The sequence below is a fragment of the Mycobacterium venezuelense genome (genome assembly GCF_054919535.1).
On the sequence record NZ_JBONDW010000003.1, the window covers coordinates 336,944 to 355,948 of the forward strand.

At 67.0% G+C, this 19,005-nt stretch carries 20 protein-coding genes; 15 read left to right on the plus strand and 5 right to left on the minus strand.

Annotated elements, in window-relative coordinates; genetic code table 11:
- Positions 1-10 precede the first annotated feature (10 nt).
- A complete protein-coding gene (locus tag ACRCUN_RS06865) occupies positions 11-661 on the plus strand; it encodes an Rv1078 family RDD domain-containing protein (protein WP_462140877.1) in 651 nt (216 codons plus the stop codon).
- A gap of 26 nt (positions 662-687) precedes the next feature.
- A complete protein-coding gene (locus ACRCUN_RS06870; protein ID WP_462140878.1) occupies positions 688-1,848 on the plus strand; it encodes a cystathionine gamma-synthase in 1,161 nt (386 codons plus the stop codon).
- A 4-nt stretch (positions 1,849-1,852) separates the two neighbouring features.
- Here ACRCUN_RS06870 and ACRCUN_RS06875 read toward each other — a convergent pair whose 3' ends face one another.
- From ACRCUN_RS06875 to ACRCUN_RS06885, 3 genes are all read right to left on the minus strand, one after another.
- The gene (locus ACRCUN_RS06875) at positions 1,853-2,521 is read right to left on the minus strand and encodes a GOLPH3/VPS74 family protein (protein WP_462140879.1); all 669 of its coding nucleotides are present in this window, start codon (positions 2,519-2,521) and stop codon (positions 1,853-1,855) included.
- A 37-nt stretch (positions 2,522-2,558) separates the two neighbouring features.
- Positions 2,559-3,053 carry a transcription elongation factor GreA gene (gene greA / locus ACRCUN_RS06880; RefSeq protein ID WP_462140880.1) on the minus strand — a complete coding sequence of 165 codons (495 nt, stop codon included), beginning with the start codon at positions 3,051-3,053 and terminating at the stop codon, positions 2,559-2,561.
- A gap of 234 nt (positions 3,054-3,287) precedes the next feature.
- Positions 3,288-3,710 (minus strand): DUF4307 domain-containing protein, encoded by a 423-nt coding sequence (locus tag ACRCUN_RS06885; RefSeq protein ID WP_462140881.1) that lies wholly within the window; start codon positions 3,708-3,710, stop codon positions 3,288-3,290.
- Between the two features lie 88 nt (positions 3,711-3,798).
- Between ACRCUN_RS06885 and mca the strand changes: the two genes are divergently transcribed.
- Genes mca through ACRCUN_RS06905 form a run of 4 tightly spaced genes read left to right on the plus strand, consistent with a single transcriptional unit; the run spans position 3,799 to position 7,309 of the window.
- Positions 3,799-4,665, plus strand: a complete 867-nt coding sequence (gene mca / locus ACRCUN_RS06890; RefSeq protein WP_462140882.1) for a mycothiol conjugate amidase Mca — start codon at positions 3,799-3,801, stop codon at positions 4,663-4,665.
- Complete coding sequence (locus tag ACRCUN_RS06895) at positions 4,662-4,940, plus strand: hypothetical protein (RefSeq protein WP_462140883.1); 279 nt, start codon at positions 4,662-4,664, stop codon at positions 4,938-4,940. Before mca ends, ACRCUN_RS06895 begins: the two co-directional genes overlap by 4 nt.
- A 16-nt stretch (positions 4,941-4,956) precedes the next feature.
- On the plus strand, positions 4,957-6,927 hold the full coding sequence (locus ACRCUN_RS06900; RefSeq protein ID WP_462140884.1) for a thioredoxin domain-containing protein: 1,971 nt from the start codon (positions 4,957-4,959) through the stop codon (positions 6,925-6,927).
- Between the two features lie 10 nt (positions 6,928-6,937).
- Positions 6,938-7,309, plus strand: coding sequence for a nuclear transport factor 2 family protein (locus tag ACRCUN_RS06905; protein WP_462140885.1), 372 nt, complete (start codon positions 6,938-6,940; stop codon positions 7,307-7,309).
- 1 nt (position 7,310) lies between these two features.
- Here the strand turns inward: ACRCUN_RS06905 and trhA are convergent, their stop codons facing one another.
- Positions 7,311-8,054 (minus strand): PAQR family membrane homeostasis protein TrhA, encoded by a 744-nt coding sequence (gene trhA / locus ACRCUN_RS06910; protein WP_462140886.1) that lies wholly within the window; start codon positions 8,052-8,054, stop codon positions 7,311-7,313.
- Between the two features lie 56 nt (positions 8,055-8,110).
- Here trhA and ACRCUN_RS06915 point away from each other — a divergent pair, with 56 nt between their 5' ends.
- The 5 genes from ACRCUN_RS06915 (at position 8,111) to ACRCUN_RS06935 (ending at position 12,962) form a co-directional block, all read left to right on the plus strand.
- On the plus strand, positions 8,111-8,905 hold the full coding sequence (locus ACRCUN_RS06915) for a (2Z,6E)-farnesyl diphosphate synthase (RefSeq protein WP_462140887.1): 795 nt from the start codon (positions 8,111-8,113) through the stop codon (positions 8,903-8,905).
- A 12-nt stretch (positions 8,906-8,917) separates the two neighbouring features.
- Positions 8,918-10,291 (plus strand): hypothetical protein, encoded by a 1,374-nt coding sequence (locus tag ACRCUN_RS06920; protein WP_462140888.1) that lies wholly within the window; start codon positions 8,918-8,920, stop codon positions 10,289-10,291.
- Positions 10,292-10,421: 130 nt separating this feature from the next.
- The gene (locus ACRCUN_RS06925; RefSeq protein WP_462140889.1) at positions 10,422-10,829 is read left to right on the plus strand and encodes a hypothetical protein; all 408 of its coding nucleotides are present in this window, start codon (positions 10,422-10,424) and stop codon (positions 10,827-10,829) included.
- A 99-nt stretch (positions 10,830-10,928) separates the two neighbouring features.
- The gene (locus ACRCUN_RS06930) at positions 10,929-11,327 is read left to right on the plus strand and encodes a hypothetical protein (RefSeq protein WP_462140890.1); all 399 of its coding nucleotides are present in this window, start codon (positions 10,929-10,931) and stop codon (positions 11,325-11,327) included.
- A gap of 132 nt (positions 11,328-11,459) precedes the next feature.
- The gene (locus ACRCUN_RS06935; protein WP_462140891.1) at positions 11,460-12,962 is read left to right on the plus strand and encodes an FAD-dependent oxidoreductase; all 1,503 of its coding nucleotides are present in this window, start codon (positions 11,460-11,462) and stop codon (positions 12,960-12,962) included.
- Here ACRCUN_RS06935 and coaA read toward each other — a convergent pair.
- Positions 12,934-13,872 carry a type I pantothenate kinase gene (gene coaA, locus ACRCUN_RS06940; RefSeq protein ID WP_067844656.1) on the minus strand — a complete coding sequence of 313 codons (939 nt, stop codon included), beginning with the start codon at positions 13,870-13,872 and terminating at the stop codon, positions 12,934-12,936. The genes ACRCUN_RS06935 and coaA overlap by 29 nt on opposite strands.
- A 30-nt stretch (positions 13,873-13,902) precedes the next feature.
- Here coaA and ACRCUN_RS06945 point away from each other — a divergent pair, with 30 nt between their 5' ends.
- The 4 genes from ACRCUN_RS06945 to ACRCUN_RS06960 all read left to right on the plus strand — a co-directional run bounded on the left by ACRCUN_RS06945 (position 13,903) and on the right by ACRCUN_RS06960 (position 18,914).
- The gene (locus ACRCUN_RS06945; RefSeq protein WP_462140892.1) at positions 13,903-15,132 is read left to right on the plus strand and encodes a DUF885 domain-containing protein; all 1,230 of its coding nucleotides are present in this window, start codon (positions 13,903-13,905) and stop codon (positions 15,130-15,132) included.
- Positions 15,133-15,177: 45 nt separating this feature from the next.
- Positions 15,178-16,641: a glycine hydroxymethyltransferase gene (locus ACRCUN_RS06950; protein WP_462140893.1), complete on the plus strand. Its 1,464-nt coding sequence runs from the start codon at positions 15,178-15,180 to the stop codon at positions 16,639-16,641.
- Positions 16,642-16,753: 112 nt separating this feature from the next.
- Positions 16,754-18,034: a serine hydroxymethyltransferase gene (gene glyA / locus ACRCUN_RS06955; RefSeq protein ID WP_462140975.1), complete on the plus strand. Its 1,281-nt coding sequence runs from the start codon at positions 16,754-16,756 to the stop codon at positions 18,032-18,034.
- A 52-nt stretch (positions 18,035-18,086) separates the two neighbouring features.
- Entirely contained in the window at positions 18,087-18,914 is an 828-nt protein-coding gene (locus tag ACRCUN_RS06960; RefSeq protein WP_462140894.1) for an acyl-ACP desaturase, read from the plus strand.
- Positions 18,915-19,005: the final 91 nt, after the last annotated feature.

Consider the following 19,005-nt stretch of genomic DNA (forward strand, 5'->3'; position numbering starts at 1 on the left):
TGATCAGACCATGACGCAACCGCCGCCGGGCACTGGCTACGGTCCTGAGCCCGGGTACAGCCAGCCGTACTACGGTGCGCCGCAGCAGACTTACCAACCGCAGGCCGGGTATTACCCGCCGGGGCCCAACCCCGAGACGTACACCCCGTGGGCCGACCGAGTCCTGGCATTCCTCATCGACCAGTTGCCGGTCGCCCTGATCTTCGGCGTCGGTTACGCGGCAATGCTCGGCAGTTCGTTGGTGGTGCTCGCCTTCCCGGAACAAAACTGTGTCGGCGATGTCTGCCGAGACGAGCCTTCGATGTTCGGGGTCGTCCTCATGATCGCGGTGATGGTTGTCGTCGCGGCGCTGCCGCTCGCCTACATGATCTGGAACTACGGCTATCGGCAGGGCCGCACCGGTCAGAGCATCGGCAAGCAGGTGATGAAGTTCAAGGTGGTCAGCGAAAAGACCGGCCAACCCATCGGTTTCGGCATGTCGTTGGTGCGCCAGCTCGCCCACGGTATCGACAGCTTGATCTGCTACATCGGCTACTTGTTCCCACTGTGGGATCCCAAGCGCCAGACCATCGCCGACAAGATGGTGTCCACGGTGTGTGTGCGGGTGCCGCCGCAGTATCCGCAATTCCCGCCCTATCCACCGGCCAGCGGGATGCGCTGAAACGTTCCCGATAGGCTCGAAGCGTTATGAGTGAACAGCGCAAGTGGCACGGCCTCGCCACGAAAGCCATCCACGCCGGCTACCGGCCCGACCCGGGCACCGGGGCCGTCAACACCCCCATCTACGCCAGCTCGACGTTCGCGCAGGACGGCGTCGGCGGGCTGCGCGGTGGGTTCGAGTACGCCCGCACCGGCAATCCGACCCGCCAGGCGCTGGAAGCCGCCCTCGCCGCGGTCGAGGAGGCCGCCTATGGGCGTGCGTTCGCGTCGGGTATGGCCGCCACGGACTGTGCGCTGCGTGCGGTGTTGCGCCCCGGCGACCATGTGGTGATACCCAACGACGCCTACGGCGGCACGTTCCGGCTCATCGACAAGGTGTTCTCGCAGTGGGGCATCACCCACACGCCGGTACCGCTGTCGGATCTCGATGCGGTGCGCTCGGCGCTGACCTCGCGGACCCGCATGATCTGGGTGGAGACCCCGACCAATCCGCTGCTGACCGTCGCCGACATCTCGGGGATCGTGCAGATCGCCTCGACATCGGGCGTGAAAGTGTTGGTGGACAACACATTCGCGTCGCCCGCGTTGCAGCAGCCGCTTTTGCACGGTGCCGACATCGTGCTGCATTCCACCACCAAGTACATCGGCGGGCATTCCGATGTGGTGGGCGGTGCCCTGCTGACCAATGACGAGGAACTCGATGCGGCGTTCGCGTTCCTGCAGAACGGCGCCGGTGCCGTGCCCGGCCCCTTCGACGCCTACCTGACCATGCGGGGGCTCAAGACGCTCGTGCTGCGGATGCGTCAGCACAGCGAAAACGCCGCTCTGATAGCCGAATTCCTCGAGGGGCATCCGGCGGTCGAGACTGTGCTGTACCCGGGTCTGGCCAGCCACCCCAACCACAACGTGGCGGCCAGGCAGATGACCGGGTTCGGTGGCATGGTGTCGGTGCGGCTGCGGGGCGGACAGCGTGCCGCGCGTGAGTTGTGCTCGCGTACCGAGCTTTTCATCCTCGCTGAATCGCTCGGCGGGGTGGAGTCGTTGATCGAGTACCCGGGCGCGATGACCCATGCGTCGACCGCGGGTTCTCAACTCGAGGTGCCTGACGACCTGGTGCGCCTGTCGGTCGGTATCGAGCATGCCGCCGATCTGCTCGCCGACATCGAGCAGGCGCTGTCGACGGGCTGACCGCCTACATCAGCGCCGGGCGCAGCGTCGACGTCGTCACGGCAAGGTTCATCTCGGGCAGTGCGGTCGCGCTGTCGTCGACCCAACTGCCGGTCGAGATCTCGGTGGCCCGCGCGTGGACCCAGCGCCAGCCGCGCTCGTTGAGGCTCAGCACCGCCCCGAGACCGTCGACCGCGTGCAGCAGGCAGATGATCGCCGCGACGGGCGGGCCCGGGGTCGTCCCGTCGAACAGCGCGGCCAGCAGTGCCGCGCGCGCCTGACTGACCCGCTCACGGTTCGTGAGCGGCCAGCAATAGACGCTGCGGCCCGGAAAGCCTTTGCCCGGTATGCGGACCCGGCGAATCTGCCCGGCCGTTTCGAGAAACGACTCGAGGCTGGGCTGGACGTGCTTGCTCAGTTTGCCCAGGGCGGCGTGCGCCGACAGCGGCCGCCGCTGCAACAACTGAAAAGCCGGGTCGGCGACCGGGTCGGGCGGCCAGTTGCCGGCAAGCGCGATCAACTGGCCGGCCTCCACGGGCTCACCGGCCATCGCGGGGCGGATCCGGCACGAGTAGGCCAGATCCAGCAGCACTGCGGCGCTCAGGACCCGTTCCCGGCGACGCCGATCCAGCCCGGGCTGAGCGGACGCGTTGTCCAGCAACAGCAAAAACAGATCTTCGGCGATTTGCGCCATTGCCCCGACTGTAGTGCTTGCGCCCGCGCGCCCGGCGTCAGGCGTGGTACGGCTCGGCGCTCACCAACGTGACCTTGACGGTGTTGCCATTGGGCACCGTGTAGGTGCGGGATTCCCCGACCTTCGCGTCGATGAGCGCGCCGCCCAGCGGCGAGTTGGGGGAGTAGACCTCGAGTTTGCCGTCGCTGATGCCCTCCTGGCGCGTGGCGATCAGGAAGGTCTCGGTGTCGTTCTTGTCGTCGTCGTAGAACACCTTGACGACCGAGCCGGGCAGGGCCACCCCGGACTGCTTCGGAGCCTCGCCGACCTTGGCGTTGTTGAGCAATTCCTGCAGCTGGCGGATGCGGGCCTCCTGCTGGCCCTGCTCCTCGCGGGCGGCGTGATAGCCGCCGTTCTCGCGGAGGTCGCCCTCTTCGCGGCGGTCGTTGATCTCGGCGGCGATGACCGGCCGGTTGGCGATCAGCTGATCGAGCTCAGCCTTCAACCGGTCGAATGCCTCCTGGGTGAGCCAGGTGACCTGAGTGTCGGTCATGTCTTCGCGCTCCTGTCATCTATGTCTCGCGGTGCACTCGCGCCTTCGTGCGAAAAGTGCTCAGTTTCGGGCCGGGAGCATTCGCGTGTATTGCTGCGGGCGCAAGCGCTTTTCTGAGCGCTAATGCAGCAATACACGGCCCCAGCGAGGAACCGTGTATCGCACAATCGTACCACCGCGTGGACAGCGGATCTTCACGTATTCGCTGTTCGGCGTTTGTTGCGCCGCGCAGAATCAGGGTGCCACCAGGTACGACGGCACGTCGGTGCCGCACCCGTAGATGTCGCCGACGACGGGTTTACGCGTCGATTTCACCTGGGTGGTCACCTGCACGACCCGCTGATCGGAAGGCGCGACCAGAACCTCGCGCCTGCCGGTCTCGCCGCCGTCGATCGAGCGGGCCCGCACGATGCACACCACGGGCCGCGACGGATCGGGCCGCGTGACCCCGATCGTCACCTGCACGGTTTCGTCGTCGATCAGTTCGTAGGCCGTGAGCTCGCCTTTTACGTCACCACTGCCGAACCGCTGGAACGCGATGACCGCGACGACGACGCCTGCCACCACCACGAGCGCAGCGACCGCGATGAGGATCCAGCGGCGGGTTCGCCGGGGCAGTTGCTGCGATCCGTAGCGGGCGGCGGGACGTTCGATCATCAGAACTGGAACTATAGGGTCCGACAGCACAGCCACCGGCTTGGGTACAGGAATTAGGTAAGAGGTCACCGTAGTTAGATGGAACGAAATGAGTGAACTGCGGTTGATGGCGGTGCATGCGCACCCGGACGACGAGTCCAGCAAGGGTGCGGCGACCACCGCGCGCTACGCGGCCGAGGGTGCACGCGTCATGGTCGTGACGCTGACCGGCGGCGAGCGCGGAGACATTCTGAATCCGGCGATGGACCTGCCCGAGGTGCACGGCCGGATCCACGAGGTCCGTCGCGACGAGATGGCGAAGGCCGCCGAGATCCTCGGCGTCGAGCATCACTGGCTTGGCTTCGTCGACTCGGGTCTGCCCGAGGGCGATCCGCTGCCGCCGTTGCCGGATGGCTGCTTCGCACTGGTGCCGCTGGCCGAGCCGGTCGAGCGCCTGGTGCGCGTGATCCGGGAGTTCCGCCCCCATGTGATGACCACGTACGACGAGAACGGCGGCTACCCCCACCCCGACCACATCCGCTGCCACGAGGTTTCGGTTGCCGCCTACGAGGCCGCCGCCGATCACGTGCGCTTCCCAGACGCCGGCGACCCGTGGAGCGTCTCCAAGCTCTACTACAACCACGGCTTCCTGCGGCAGCGCATGCAGCTGTTGCAGGACGAGTTCGCCAAGAACGGCCAGACCGGACCGTTCGCGAAGTGGCTCGAGCACTGGGACCCCGAACACGACGTGTTCGCCAATCGGGTGACCACCCGGGTGGAATGCTCGCAGTACTTCAGCCTGCGTGACGATGCGTTGCGGGCACACGCGACACAAATCGACCCGAAAGGCGACTTCTTCCACGCGCCGATCGAATGGCAGCAGCGGTTGTGGCCGACCGAGGAGTTCGAGCTGGCCCGCTCGCGTGTGCCGGTTACTCTGCCGGAAGACGACTTGTTCACCGGGATTGAGAGATGATCGAGACACTGACGGCCGTGGTCACCCTGATGGCCGAGGAGCCCCGCAACACCGGACCGGAGTTCGGCAAGGCCGCACCCTTCGGGCTGCTGATCACGGTGCTGCTGCTGGCCGGGACGTTCGCGCTGGTGTGGTCGATGAACCGGCATCTGCGCAAACTCCCGGAATCCTTCGATCGCGAACACCCCGAACCCGATCAGGCCGCCGACGAGGGCACCGTGGACGGTACGGCCGAAACCGAACCGGAGAACGGAACCGCGAAGGGTTCGGGCTGACGCCTACTGTGGACGTGTGGCCAACCGACTGAGCAGGTCCACGAGCCCGTATCTGCGTCAGCACGCCGACAACCCGGTTCATTGGCGCGAATGGACCGCCGACGCGCTGGCTGAGGCCGCGCAGCGCGATGTGCCGATTCTGCTGTCGATCGGCTACGCCGCATGCCACTGGTGCCACGTGATGGCGCACGAGTCGTTCGAGGACGCCGATGTGGCCGCGGCGATGAACGCCGGGTTCGTCTGCATCAAGGTCGACCGCGAAGAACGCCCCGACCTCGATGCGGTGTACATGAATGCCACGGTCGCGCTGACCGGTCAGGGCGGCTGGCCCATGACGTGCTTTCTGACGCCGGACGGCCGCCCGTTCTTCTGCGGCACGTATTACCCGAAGCAGAACTTTCTCCAACTGCTCGCCGCGGTCGGCGAAACCTGGCGCGACCGCCGAGACGAGGTCGAGCAGGCGTCGGACCAGATCACGACCGAGCTCCGCTCGATGGCAGCCTCGCTGCCCGGCGGCGGCGCACCGGTGGGGCCGGAGTTGTGCGACCACGCGGTGGCGGATGTGCTGCGCGATGAGGACACCGTGCACGGCGGCTTCGGCCGGGCGCCGAAGTTCCCGCCTTCTGCGTTGTTGGAGGCGCTGCTGCGCCACTACGAGCGCACGGGATCGCCCGATGCGCTCGGGGCGGTCGAGCGCACCTGCTCGGCGATGGCCCGCGGCGGCATCTACGACCAGCTGGCCGGTGGATTCGCCCGCTACAGTGTCGATGCCTATTGGGCGGTACCGCATTTCGAGAAGATGCTGTACGACAATGCGCTGCTGTTGCGGGCCTACGCGCATCTGGCCCGCCGCACCGGAGATCCGTTGGCGCGCCGAATATCTTCGGAGACAGCGGATTTCGTGACTCGTGAACTCGGTGTCGGCGGGATGTTCACGTCGTCGCTCGATGCCGACGCCGCAGGCCGCGAAGGGCTGACCTACGTGTGGACTCCCGGCGAGCTGCGGGAGATCCTCGGTGGGGACGACGGTGATTGGGCCGCTTCACTTTTCGGTGTGACCGCGGACGGCACATTCGAACATGGTTCGTCGGTTCTGCAGCTTCCCGCCGATCCCGGCGATGAGTCCCGGTTCGCATCCGTGCGCGCGCGGCTGTTGACCGCGCGCGGCACACGTCCCCAGCCCGGCCGCGACGACAAGGTGGTGACCGCGTGGAACGGGTTGGCCATCACCGCGTTGGCCGAGGCTTCGGTCGCGCTCGATCGGCCCGAATTGCTCGACGCCGCAGCGGAATGCGCGCGCCGGGTGTGGGAGCTGCACGTCGTCGACGGCCGGTTGCGGCGGGCCAGCTTGGGCGGTCAGGTCGGTGAAAGCGCGGCGATCCTGGAGGATCACGCGGCGTTGGCCACCGCACTCTTGACGCTGTATCAACTGACCGGGTCCTGGCTGGCCGAGGCGGTGCAGCTGTTGGATGTCGCGCTCGAACATTTCGCCGACCCCGAGCAGCCAGGACGCTGGTTCGACACCGCCGACGACGCCGAGAAACTCATGGTGCGGCCCGCCGACCCGATCGACGGGGCGACCCCGGCCGGCGCGTCGTTGATCGCGGAGGCGCTGCAGCTGGCGGCGCACCTGACCTCGGAGCGGTATGCCGATGCGGCACAGAGGACTTTGGCCTCCGCGACCCCGATTCTGGCGCGGGCCGCGCGCTCGGCCGGGCATTGGCTCGCGGTGGCCGAGGCCGCGGTGCGCGGACCCATCCAGATCGCCGTGGCCTGCGAACCGCCCTCGGACCTTCTGGCCGCGGCGCGATCGCTGGCGCCCGGCGGGGCGGTGGTGGTCGGCGGGCCGGTCGACTCGTCGGAATTGTTGATGGGCCGCGACCGCGTCGACGGCGCGGACGCCGCTTACGTCTGCCGGGGCCGAGTGTGCGATCTGCCCGTCACGGGCGTCGGGGAACTTGCTGCCGCACTTGGTGTGGCCGTGTAGCCTCGCGGCCATGAGCCACGACGCGGCAGCCTTGGAAACCTTCGTCAAGCGTTACCTCGACACCTGCGCGAAAGGTGTCGCGGCCGACATCGCGGCGCTCTACGCCGAAGACGCGACACTCGAAGATCCCGTCGGCAGCGGCGAAGTCCACATCGGCAGGCAGGCCATTGAAGGCTTCTACAAGAACATCGAGGCGGCAGGCGGCATCTCCACCGAGCTGTTGACCTTCCGCCCGGGCGGCACCGAGGCTGCGTTCCTGTTCGCCATCACCATCGGCGGCGCCATGCGCATCGAGCCCATCGAGGTCATGACCTTCGACGCCGACGGTCAGATCACCTCGATGAAGGCCTACTGGTCACCGGCCGACATCAAGCAGCTGTAATTCAGAAGACCGCGAACCACATCGCGATGTAGTGGCATATCGCCGCGACCGCGGTGCAGGCGTGGAAGAACTCGTGATGGCCGAAGGTCGTCGGCCACGGGTTCGGCCATTTGAGTGCATAGAGCACGCCGCCGATGCTGTAGAGCGCACCGCCCACGATCAGCAACACGACGGCGGCCACTCCGGCGCCGTGCATGATCGGTCCGATGAACCAGGCCGCGACCCAGCCCAGCAGGATGTAGAGCGGCACGCCGAGCCAGCGTGGTGCTGACGGCCAGAACATCTTGAGCAGCACACCCGCGATCGCACCGCCCCACACGATCCAGAACAGCACCATGCCTTTGGATTCGGGGAGTGCCAGCAGCGCGAAAGGTGTGTAACTGCCTGCGATGAAGATGAAGATCATCGAATGGTCGAGCCGCTTCATCCACTTGCGCGCGCTCGCCGATGTCCAGTTCACCCGGTGATAGGTCCCACTGACCGCGAACATCGCCACGATCGTGAACGTGTAGAGCAGCGTCGCCAGCCCGGCGCGCGTCGACTCCACCGACCAGGACACCGACACCAACGCAGCACCTGCGATGAACGCGATGACCGCCGAGTACACGTGAATCCAGCCGCGCGCTCGCGGCTTACCGAGAAACTGTGCGACACCCTCGGCCACTGCCTCCGGCAGATCTTCGGCGGGCCGGTTCAGCACCGCCGCGGACCGGTAGGGCTTGGTGGCATCGATCGGCGCGGACATGTCACCTCCATTAACAGCCATGGGGCACCCCGACGATCACAGTAGTCTGGATTCTCGTGGACATCATTCCCCCGCGTCTCAAGGAACCGGCCTACCGGCTCTATGAGATGCGGTTGCGCCAGGAGCTGGCGCGGTCCAAATCCGAGCTGCCACGCCATATCGCGGTGCTGTGCGACGGCAACCGGAGATGGGCGCGTGATGCCGGTCACGACGACGTCAGCATCGGCTACCGGATGGGCGCGGCGAAGATCGCCGAGATGCTGCGCTGGTGCCAGGCCGCAGGCATCGAGATGACGACGGTGTATCTGCTGTCGACGGAGAACCTGCAGCGTGATCCCGAGGAACTGTCCGCGCTGATCGAGATCATCACCGATGTCGTCGAGGAGATCTGCGCGCCCGCCAACAAATGGAGCGTGCGCACGGTCGGCGATCTTGAGTTGTTGGGGGATGAGCCGGCCCGGCGCCTGAGGGAGGCCACCGAACGAACGGCGTCGACGGCGTCCGGATCGTTCCACGTCAACGTCGCGGTGGCCTACGGCGGCCGCCAGGAGATCGTCGACGCGGTCCGGTCGCTGCTGTCCAAGGAGCTCGCGAACGGCGCCACGGCTGAGCAACTCATCGAATCCGTCACCGCCGACGGCATCTCGGAGAACCTCTACACCTCCGGGCAGCCCGATCCCGACTTGGTGATCCGCACGTCCGGCGAGCAGCGGCTGTCTGGTTTCCTGTTGTGGCAGAGCGCCTATTCGGAGATGTGGTTCACCGAGGCGTATTGGCCGGCATTCCGCCGCGTCGACTTCCTGCGCGCGCTGCGTGACTACACCGCGAGGCACCGCCGCTTCGGCAAGTGACAAACTGAACAGATGGCTGCGCTGTCGGCGGTGGTCTTCACACTCAGCTGGTGGTTGGGTCTGTACCTGCTGGCCCGCGACCCACGCAAACCCGTGCTGGTGTTCGCCGCTATCGGGCTCACGAGTTTCGCCGCCGTCGTCGCACTCGATGCCGTCCGCGTCACCGCGGGTTCGGAACTGCTCAGCCGCATCGAGATCTACCTGGTCGCGTTGCCGGGCATCGCCTGGTTCGCGGTGATGGTCGAGCTGGCACGTCCCCGCGACACCTGGCGCGCACGGGCCGGTGAGATCGCGGCGATCTTCGCCGTCGCCGTGCTCGCGCTGGCCGGAGCCGCCATGGCGGGCAGCGTCGACGGTCCGCTCCGCACCGGGCACTGGGTGATGTTCGCCGTCATATCCCTGTCCGCGCTCGGGGCCATGGTCAAGGCCGTCCTCGGCGGAGCCAAGCCCGGTTCGGTCGTGGGCTTCATCATCGTCGCGACGCTGTTCTTCGCGCTGGGCAACGCCATCCTGGTCATCCCGCTCGGTTTGGTGCCGAGCTGGCTGGCGTTGGCGTCCACCGGTTTCGACGTCGCCTTGCTTGGCATCGCGGTCGCGATCTGGGACGCCTTCGACGAAGGCCAGGCCCTGCGCGCCGATATGCGCCGGTCCGTCATCGGCACGCTTGTGATCGCCGTGCCGTTCGGCGCCCAGGCCTTGATCGGACTCGCGGTGCTGGCGTCCGGCGACGGGCGCGTCGCGATGACGGTACTGCTGTTCACCAGCCTGGCGGTCGCCGTGGCCGTCGAAGTGCTTGCCGGCCCGCTGGCGGGCGTGTTCGACCGCCTGGCCTTCTCACGTTCGCCGGACCTGCGTGCCGATCGCGAGGCACTGCGACAGACCGAGGCCGCACTGCCGTTGCGTTCGGGCAGCCCGCTCGATGACATCGACGACGAGGCCTTCGCGCGGCTCACGCGTCGCGCCCTCGGCCATTACGCCGACCTGTCCAAACTCGTCGCGAGCCCGTTGACCGCACTGCCCGCCATCGATGCGCGCCTTGCCGAGCGCGGCGCACCCGATCAGCCACTGGAGCGCGCCAACGAACTCAAGGCGTTGCTCGCCGACCGCATCGCAGCGCTCAAACCCCGCGACGGCGGCGACTTCGGCACCACCGAGGAATGGCGCCACTACAACTCGCTGTACTTCCCGTATGTCGTCGGCGTGCGGGCCTACGCCCAGAACGCCACCGCCGCCGGGCTCGATCCGGTCGCCCGGCAGGCCTGGCAGTGGTTCGTGACCGAGGTGCCGCAGCGCTCACTGCACAACTGGCAGAACGCCGCGGCCAAAGTGATCGCCGCGGACCTGCGCGGCAACCTGGCCCCAGCGGTGGGCCCCGCAGGTCGATAGCCGTCGGAATACGCCTGACCTGCGGCTGGCAGTGCTTGGCAGTGTCTGGCGTGGATCTGGCAGTGCCTCGTGAGCAGTGTTTGAGGTGTTCGGAAGCGTTCGAACATCGCCTCATCGCCGAGGAGCTGACATGACCGCCGTCGTCACCCCGCCACTGTCCGATTCCACCGACTCACTGCTGCGGTTCGCGCTGCGCGCCGACGCCACGCTGTGCGCGGGCGTCGGTCTGCTCGTCGCGATGGCGGCCGATCCGCTCGCCGGGATCTCCGGCCTGTCCGCGACCGCGGGCTGGATCGGCGGCGCCGCGCTCGTCGGCTATGGAGCGTTGCTCTATGTGCTGGCCGCGCTGCCCGACATCCGCAAGGTGGGCGTCGCCGTCGTCGTCGGCAATGTCGTCTTCGCGGTCACGACGGTGACCGCGATCCTCGCCGACTGGTTGCCGCTGACCGAGGTCGGCGCCGACCTGGTGCTGAGTTTCGTCGCCGCCACGGCCGCACTGGCCTGGCTTCAGTACCGCGGAGTGCGCCGTCTGGCGTGACTCCCTACCGAGCCGGTGCGGGGTGTCGCCGCAAGAGGTTACGGCGCCCCCCGCACCGTGCTCATCCGTCAGGAAAACACCACCACCAGAAGGAGAATCATGACCGCCATCACCGCCGCCACCACCGGCACCGATTCACTGCTGCGCCTGGCCATGCGGGTCGACGCCGTCCTCGTCGGCATCAGCGGCATCGCACTGCTGGCCGCGGCCGGATGGTTCTCGGAGCTCACCGGTCTGCCGAAGTCCGTCGAGTACGGGGTCGGGATCTTCTCGGTCGTCTACGGAGTCGTCGTATTCGCGCTCGCCGCGATCGAGCAGGTACGCCCGGCCGGTATCGGCACCGTGATCGCCAACGCGCTGTGCACGGTGATCGCGATCGTCGCCGCCGTCACCATGTCGTTGACCGCCGCAGGCGTCGTGGTGGTGATCGCCACCGGTATCTACACCGCGGTGATGGCGGAGTGGCAGTACGTCGGCGTACGACGCATCAAGGCCTGATCCGCGCCGTCCGCGATGCGGCGTCACCCATGGCACGGGTGACGCCGCTCGCGTAATTGGGGTAGTCGACTACCTACTGTTTTCCCGGCCCGCGCGACGACACTTGGCAGCAGCCGTTCCGAGGAGGTTGCCGTGACCCCGCAAGCAACATCAGACCCGACCCAGGTCGACACCTGCGACGTGTGCATCGTCGGGGCCGGTATCGCCGGGCTCAACGCACTGTTCGCCGCGAGCCGGTACCTGGGCCGCGATCAGAAAGTGATCCTGATCGACCGCCGGGCTCGCGTCGGGGGGATGTGGAACGACACGTATTCCTATGTCCGGCTGCATCAACCACATCCGATGTTCACGGCGGGCAACATCAAGTGGACGCTGGGCCGCGAACCGTCCTACCTCGCCACGAAGGACGAGGTGCTCGGCCACTTCCAGCACTGTCTTCACGAGATCAAGAAGCGGGTGACCGTCGACGAACGGTACGGGTGGGATCTGCAGTCGGAGGTGGAGACGGGCGGCAACGTGCGCATAACTTGCCGCGCACCCGACGGCGGAATCCGGGTCATCGAGGCCGCACGGTTGATCAAGGCGTACGGCATCCGGGTGATGCCGAACGAGCCGCTTGAGGTGTCGAGCGAGCGCGTCCATTCGGTGTCACCCGACTACTGCGACGTGCGGAGCGGTCCGATGCGCGACAGCGATACCCCCGTGTGGCTGATCGGTGGCGGCAAGACGGCGATGGACACCGCCCACGCGCTCATCACGGCCTACCCCGGTCGCGAGGTGAATCTGGTGGCCGGCTCGGGCACGTTCTTCGCGAGCAGGGAGAAATTCTTTCCCACGGGCGCCCGGCGGTGGATGGGCAGCACGTTGCTCAGCAGTATGGCCATCGACATGTGCCGGGAGTTCGACGGGACCAACGAGCTGGAACTCGCCGACTGGTTCCGCACGAGATACGGCACGTGGTTGACGCCGCACACCGGCAACTTCCTGCTGGGTGTGCTCTCCGAGACCGAGAACAAGGCGATCTCGGCCGGCCTCAACGACGTGATCATGGACCACCTCGATGACGTCGTGGACCGCAACGGATCCACCGAGGCGGTATTCCGCAGCGGCGCAACGAAAACGCTCCAGGAGGGGAGCTGGATCGTGAACTGCACCGGCTACCTGACGAAGGGTGACCACCCCTACGAGCCGTATGTCTCAGCAGGTGGTTCGGTGCTGTCGATCCAGCCTCGTTCGGCCACAATGCATTTGACGTCGTACATGGGATATTTCCTCACGCACGCGATGTTTCTGGACATGCTCGCCGAACTGCCGCTCTACGAGGTCGACATGCAAGAACTGTGGGACAAGCACAAGTCGGTGCTGCCCTACACGCTGTTCGCCCTCGCCCAGTACAACCTCGGGCTCATGGCCGATGCCATGCCGGCCAAGGTGTTCGGCGAATGCGGCCTTGACTACGACCGCTGGTATCCGTGGGCGCGTCGCACCGCAGGCGCATTGAGGTTCATGCGCATACACGGTCGCGAACGCGAACACCTGCGCCGCAGCCTCGACACCGTGCGGGATCGATTCGATGTGCGATGCGGGCCGCTGAATTCCGGTGAGACTACAACTTCCGCAGCCGCAGCCGGTTGATCGCGTGATCGGCATCCTTGCGCAGCACCAGGGTTGCGCGCGGCCGGGTCGGCAGGATGTTCTCGATCAGGTTGGGCCGGTTGATCGAATGCCAGATGTCGCGTGCGGCGAACACGGCCTGCTCGTCGGTCAGCGTCGCATAGTGATGGAAGTGTGACGCCGGGTCGGCGAACGCCGTCGACCGCATCGTCAGGAACCGGGAGATGTACCAATTCTCGATGTCTTCGATGCGGGCGTCGACGTACACCGAGAAATCGAACAGATCCGACACCATCAGCGCCGGACCCGTCTGCAAGACGTTGAGGCCCTCCAGGATGAGGATGTCGGGGTGGCGCACCACCTGGTGCTCGTCCGGCACGATGTCGTAGAGCAGGTGTGAATACACCGGCGCGCTGACCTCGTCGGAACCCGACTTCACCGCGGTCACGAACCGCATCAGCCCGCGCCGGTCATAGCTTTCCGGGAAGCCCTTGCGGTGCATCAGGTTCCGGCGGTTCAGCTCGCGATTCGGATAGAGAAACCCGTCGGTGGTCACGAGGTCGACGCGCGGATGGTGCTCCCAACGAGCCAGCAGCGCCTGCAGCACACGCGCGGTCGTGGACTTGCCGACGGCCACACTGCCCGCGACGCCGATGACGAACGGCACCGGACGGTCCGGATTCTGCTGCGGCTCACCGAGAAACTCCGCGGTGGCGGCGAACAGCCGCTGCCGGGCGGCCACCTGCAAGTGGATCAATCGGGCCAGCGGCAGGTAGACCTCTTCGACCTCGAGAAGGTCGAGCTTCTCACCCATACCGCGCAGTCGCACCAGCTCGTCTTCGGTGAGTTTGAGCGGGGTCGACATGCGCAACGAACGCCATTGACTTCGGTCGAACTCCACATAGGGGCTCGGCTCGCTTGGCCGCGGCATTCGGCCAGTCTTGCATTTACGGTTGAGGGCATGCCTAACGGGATGGACATTCGGGTGAACAGCACAACCGGTGCCGACAGCTTCGTCCGTGAATATCTGCTGCTCGGTTTGCGCTTCGACCGGGTCGAGGAAGGCTACGTCGACTCCTTCACCGGCGATCCCGCGATGCGTCGCGCCGTCGAGAACGAACCCGCGCCCGACCCGGCTGACCTCGCCCGCCAGGCCGATCGGCTGCTCGGCCAGATCCCCGACGACCTCGACCGCGACCGGGCCGCCTACATCGCCGCGCACCTGCGCGCACTGAACTGTGCGGGCCGCAAGTTCGCCGGCGAAGACGTCGGATTCGTCGACGAGGTCGACGCGTACTTCGACGTGCGGATCGCCAAGGGTGACCCCGAGCGCTACCGGCAGGCACACGCCAAACTGGACGAGGCGCTGGGCGGTAGCGGTCCGCTGGCCGACCGCATCCAGGCCCACCGCACGGGCGACGAGATCCCGCCCGAGCGACTCGAGGAGTGCATCCACGCGTTCTCCTCGGCGCTGCGGGACCGCGTGCGGGCCGAGTATCCGCTCCCCGACACCGAGACCATCACCTACGAGGTCGTCACCGACAAACCGTGGTCGGGGTTCAACTACTACCTCGGCGACTACAAGTCGACCGTCGCGGTCAACGCCGACCTCAAACAACAGATGGCCAACCTGCCCAGGCTCGTCGCGCACGAGTCCTACCCGGGCCACCACACCGAACACTGCCGCAAAGAAGCCGGTCTGGTGGCCCGTGACGGCCAGCTCGAACAGACGATCTTCCTCGTCAACACCCCGCAATGCCTGATGGCCGAAGGGCTGGCCGATCTCGCGCTGTACGCCGCGATCGGGCCCGGCTGGGGTGCCTGGGCGTCCGAGATCTACGCCGACCTCGGGTTGCGATTCGACGGCGAACGCGCCGAAGCGGTGTCGGAGGCCGTAGCCGGGCTCGCCGACGTGCGTCAGGACGCCGCGCTGATGCTGCACGACGAGCATCGCGACGTCGACGACGTCGTTGCATTTCTCAAGCGATGGCTGCTGGTCAACGACGAGCGCGCCCGGCAGATGCTGCGGTTTCTGTCCTCGCCGCTGTGGCGCGCCTACACGAGCACCTACATCGAGGGCTACCGGCTGCTGCGGGCATGGCTCGATGCGCGCCCGGCCGACGAATCGCTGACGCAGCGGTTCGGCCGGCTGCTCGACGAGCCGCTGATTCCGTCGACGTTGCGCGGCTGACGGCCCAGGGAAGCCCCCACAATCGCCCCGTCTACGCTAAAAGGCATGGCAGCAGACCCGACATCCACCTTTCCGGCCGCCTCGGGCGCCGATTACGCCGACACCGCGAGCGCCGCGTATCAGGCCGCGCTGCAGGTCATCGAATCCGTCGAACCCCGGGTCGCCGCTGCCACGCGCAAAGAGCTTGCCGACCAACGTGATTCGCTCAAGCTGATCGCGAGTGAGAACTACGCGTCGCCGGCCGTGCTGCTCACGATGGGCACGTGGTTCTCCGACAAGTACGCCGAGGGCACCGTCGGGCACCGGTTCTACGCGGGCTGCCAGAACGTCGACACCGTCGAGGCCCTGGCCGCCGAGCATGCCCGCGAACTGTTCGGCGCGCCCTACGCCTACGTCCAGCCGCACTCCGGCATCGACGCCAATCTCGTTGCCTTCTGGGCGATCCTGGCGACCAAGGTCGAGGCGCGCGAGTTGGCGAACCTCGGTGCCAAGCACGTCAACGACCTGTCCGAGGCGGACTGGGAAACCCTGCGCAACAAGCTGGGCAACCAGCGCCTGCTCGGCATGTCGCTGGATGCCGGCGGCCACCTGACGCACGGCTTCCGGCCCAACATCTCGGGCAAGATGTTCCATCAGCGCAGCTACGGCACCAATCCGGAGACCGGGTTCCTCGACTATGACGCGGTCGCCGCCGCTGCCCGCGAGTTCAAGCCGCTGATCCTGGTCGCCGGTTACTCGGCCTACCCGCGGCGGGTGAACTTCGCCAAGATGCGCGAGATCGCCGACGAGGTGGGCGCCACGCTCATGGTCGACATGGCCCACTTCGCGGGTCTGGTGGCGGGCAAGGTGTTCACCGGCGACGAGGATCCGGTGCCGCACGCCCACGTCACCACGACGACCACGCACAAGTCGCTGCGCGGACCGCGCGGCGGCATGGTGCTGGCCACCGAGGAATTCGCACCCGCGGTCGACAAGGGCTGCCCGATGGTGTTGGGCGGGCCGCTGAGCCACGTGATGGCCGCCAAGGCCGTCGCGCTGGCCGAGGCGCGCCAGCCCGCGTTCCAGACCTACGCGCAGCAGGTCGCCGACAATGCCCAGGCGCTGGCCGACGGATTCGTCAAGCGCGACGCGGGCCTGGTCACCGGCGGCACCGACAACCACATCGTGCTGCTCGACGTGCGCTCGTTCGGGCTGACCGGACGGCAGGCCGAGTCGGCCCTGCTCGACGCGGGCGTCGTCACCAACCGCAACGCCGTCCCGGCCGATCCCAATGGAGCCTGGTACACCAGCGGCATCCGGCTCGGCACGCCTGCGCTGACGAGCCGCGGATTCGGTGCCGACGACTTCGACCGGGTCGCCGAGCTGATCGTCGACGTGCTATCCAACACGGCTGCCGAAGGGACATCGAAAGCCAAGTACAAATTGGCCGACGGCACCGCGGAGCGCATCCACGCAGCATCGGCCGAGCTGCTCGAGGCCAACCCGCTCTACCCGGGTCTCACGCTCTGAGCTCCGCTGTCAGCGAACTCACAGCTACCTGACAGGGTAGGCCCCAATACCCCGTCCAGGTATGCCAGACTCGGGCCTCGTGACAGCCTCAACGAGCCTCGCCACGTCCGTGATGTCCGCATCGCTCGCCGAAGTCGACCCCGACATCGCCGAGCTGCTCGACAAGGAACTGGGCCGCCAGCGCGACACGCTGGAAATGATCGCGTCGGAGAACTTCGCGCCGCGCTCGGTGCTGCAAGCCCAGGGCAGCATCCTGACCAACAAGTACGCCGAGGGTCTGCCCGGCCGGCGGTACTACGGCGGCTGTGAGTACGTCGACGTCATCGAGAACATCGCGCGCGACCGCGCCAAGGCATTGTTCGAGGCCGAATTCGCCAATGTGCAGCCGCATTCCGGCGCGCAGGCCAACGCCGCGGTACTCGCGGCGCTCATGGCGCCGGGGGAGCGGCTGCTGGGTCTCGACCTGGCCAACGGCGGGCACCTGACCCACGGCATGAAGCTCAACTTCTCGGGCAAGGTCTACGAATCCGGTTTCTACGGCGTCGACGCCGCGACCGGGTTGATCGACATGGACGCCGTGCGGGAACGCGCGCTGGAGTTCCGCCCCAAGGTCCTCATCGCCGGCTGGTCGGCCTATCCGCGCACGCTCGACTTCGCCGCGTTCCGCTCGATCGCCGATGAGGTCGGCGCGCACCTGTGGGTCGACATGGCGCATTTCGCCGGCCTGGTGGCCGCGCGGCTGCATCCGAACCCGGTGCCGCACGCCGACCTGGTGTCGACGACGGTGCACAAGACACTCGGCGGCGCGCGTTCGGGACTGATCCTGGGCCGCAAGGAGTTCGCCAAGCAGCTGAACTCGGCGATGTTCCCCGGCACGCAGGGCGGGCCGGCCATGCAGGTCGTTGCGGGAAAGGCCATCACGTTCAAGATCGCGGGCACGCCGGAGTTCGCCGACCGCCAGGAGCGCACGTTGTCGGGCGCGCGCATCCTGGCCGACCGGTTGCTGGCCGACGACGTCGCGAAGTCCGGTGTCGCGGTCGTGACGGGCGGCACCGACGTGCACCTGGTGCTCGTGGATCTGCGGAACTCGCCGCTGGACGGCAAGGCCGCCGAAGACCTGCTGCACGAGATCGGCATCACGGTCAACCGCAACGCCGTCCCCAACGACCCGCGCCCGCCGATGGTGACATCCGGCGTGCGGATCGGCACGTCCGCATTGGCGACGCGTGGATTCGGCGACATCGAGTTCACCGAGGTCGCCGACATCATCGGTGCCGCGCTGGCGCAGGGCGCCTCGGCCGACGTCGCTGCGTTGCGGGGCCGGGTCACGCGCCTGGCGCGGCAGTTCCCGCTGTACGACGGCTTGGAGGACTGGCAGCTGCACAACAGGTGACACGCCCGACCCGATTTCGAGAAATGTGTGAACTCGGGTTACAGTTACTTTCATGGCACAGAAACCTGTCCCTAACGCGCTGACCCTCGAGCTCGAGCCGGTTGTCAACGCCGAACTGCGTCGCCACCTGGACACCGAGGACCTCTGGTACGCACACGATTACGTGCCGTTCGACCAGGGAGAGAACTTCGCATTCCTCGGTGGCAAGGACTGGGATCCGTCGCAGGTGACGTTGCCGAAGAACATCACCGACGCCTTGGAGATCCTGCTGATCACCAAGGACAACCTGGCCGGCTACCACCGCGAGCTCGTCGAGCACTTCATTCTCGAAGAGAAGTGGGGCCGCTTCCTCGGCCGGTGGACCGCCGAGGAGCACCTGCATGCCGTCGCGCTGCGCAACTACCTCGTCGTCACGCGCGAGATCGACCCGACCGCCAACGAGGACGTGCGCGTCGAGCACGTGATGAAGGGCTACCGCGCCGACACCTACAGCCAGATCGAGACGCTGGTCTTCATGGCGTTCTTCGAGCGGTCGCACGCGGTCTACTGCCGCAACCTCCAGGCGCAGGTCGCCGAACCCGTGCTGAACGCGCTGATGGGCCGTATCGCCGCGGACGAGGAGCGCCACGAGGAGTTCTTCGCCAACCTGGTGACCCATCTGCTGGGCACCCACCGCGACGAGACCGTCGCGGCGATCGCCGCGCGCGCGGCCGAGCTCGACGTGATCGGCGCGGACATCGACGCCTACCAGGACAAGGTCGCACTCGTGGCTGAGACGGGCATCTTCGACAAAGCCGCGCTGCGCACCGTCATCGCCGACCGCATCGCGGCATGGGGCCTGGCGGGCGAACCCCAGCTCCAGGAGTTCACGAACACGTAACGCGCCGGGCGCCAAACATCCGGCGCGCCAGCCAGCAACCCCGCCGTGGCGGGAGTAGCGTCGAATCCGATGGCTAGCGACATGCTCTGCT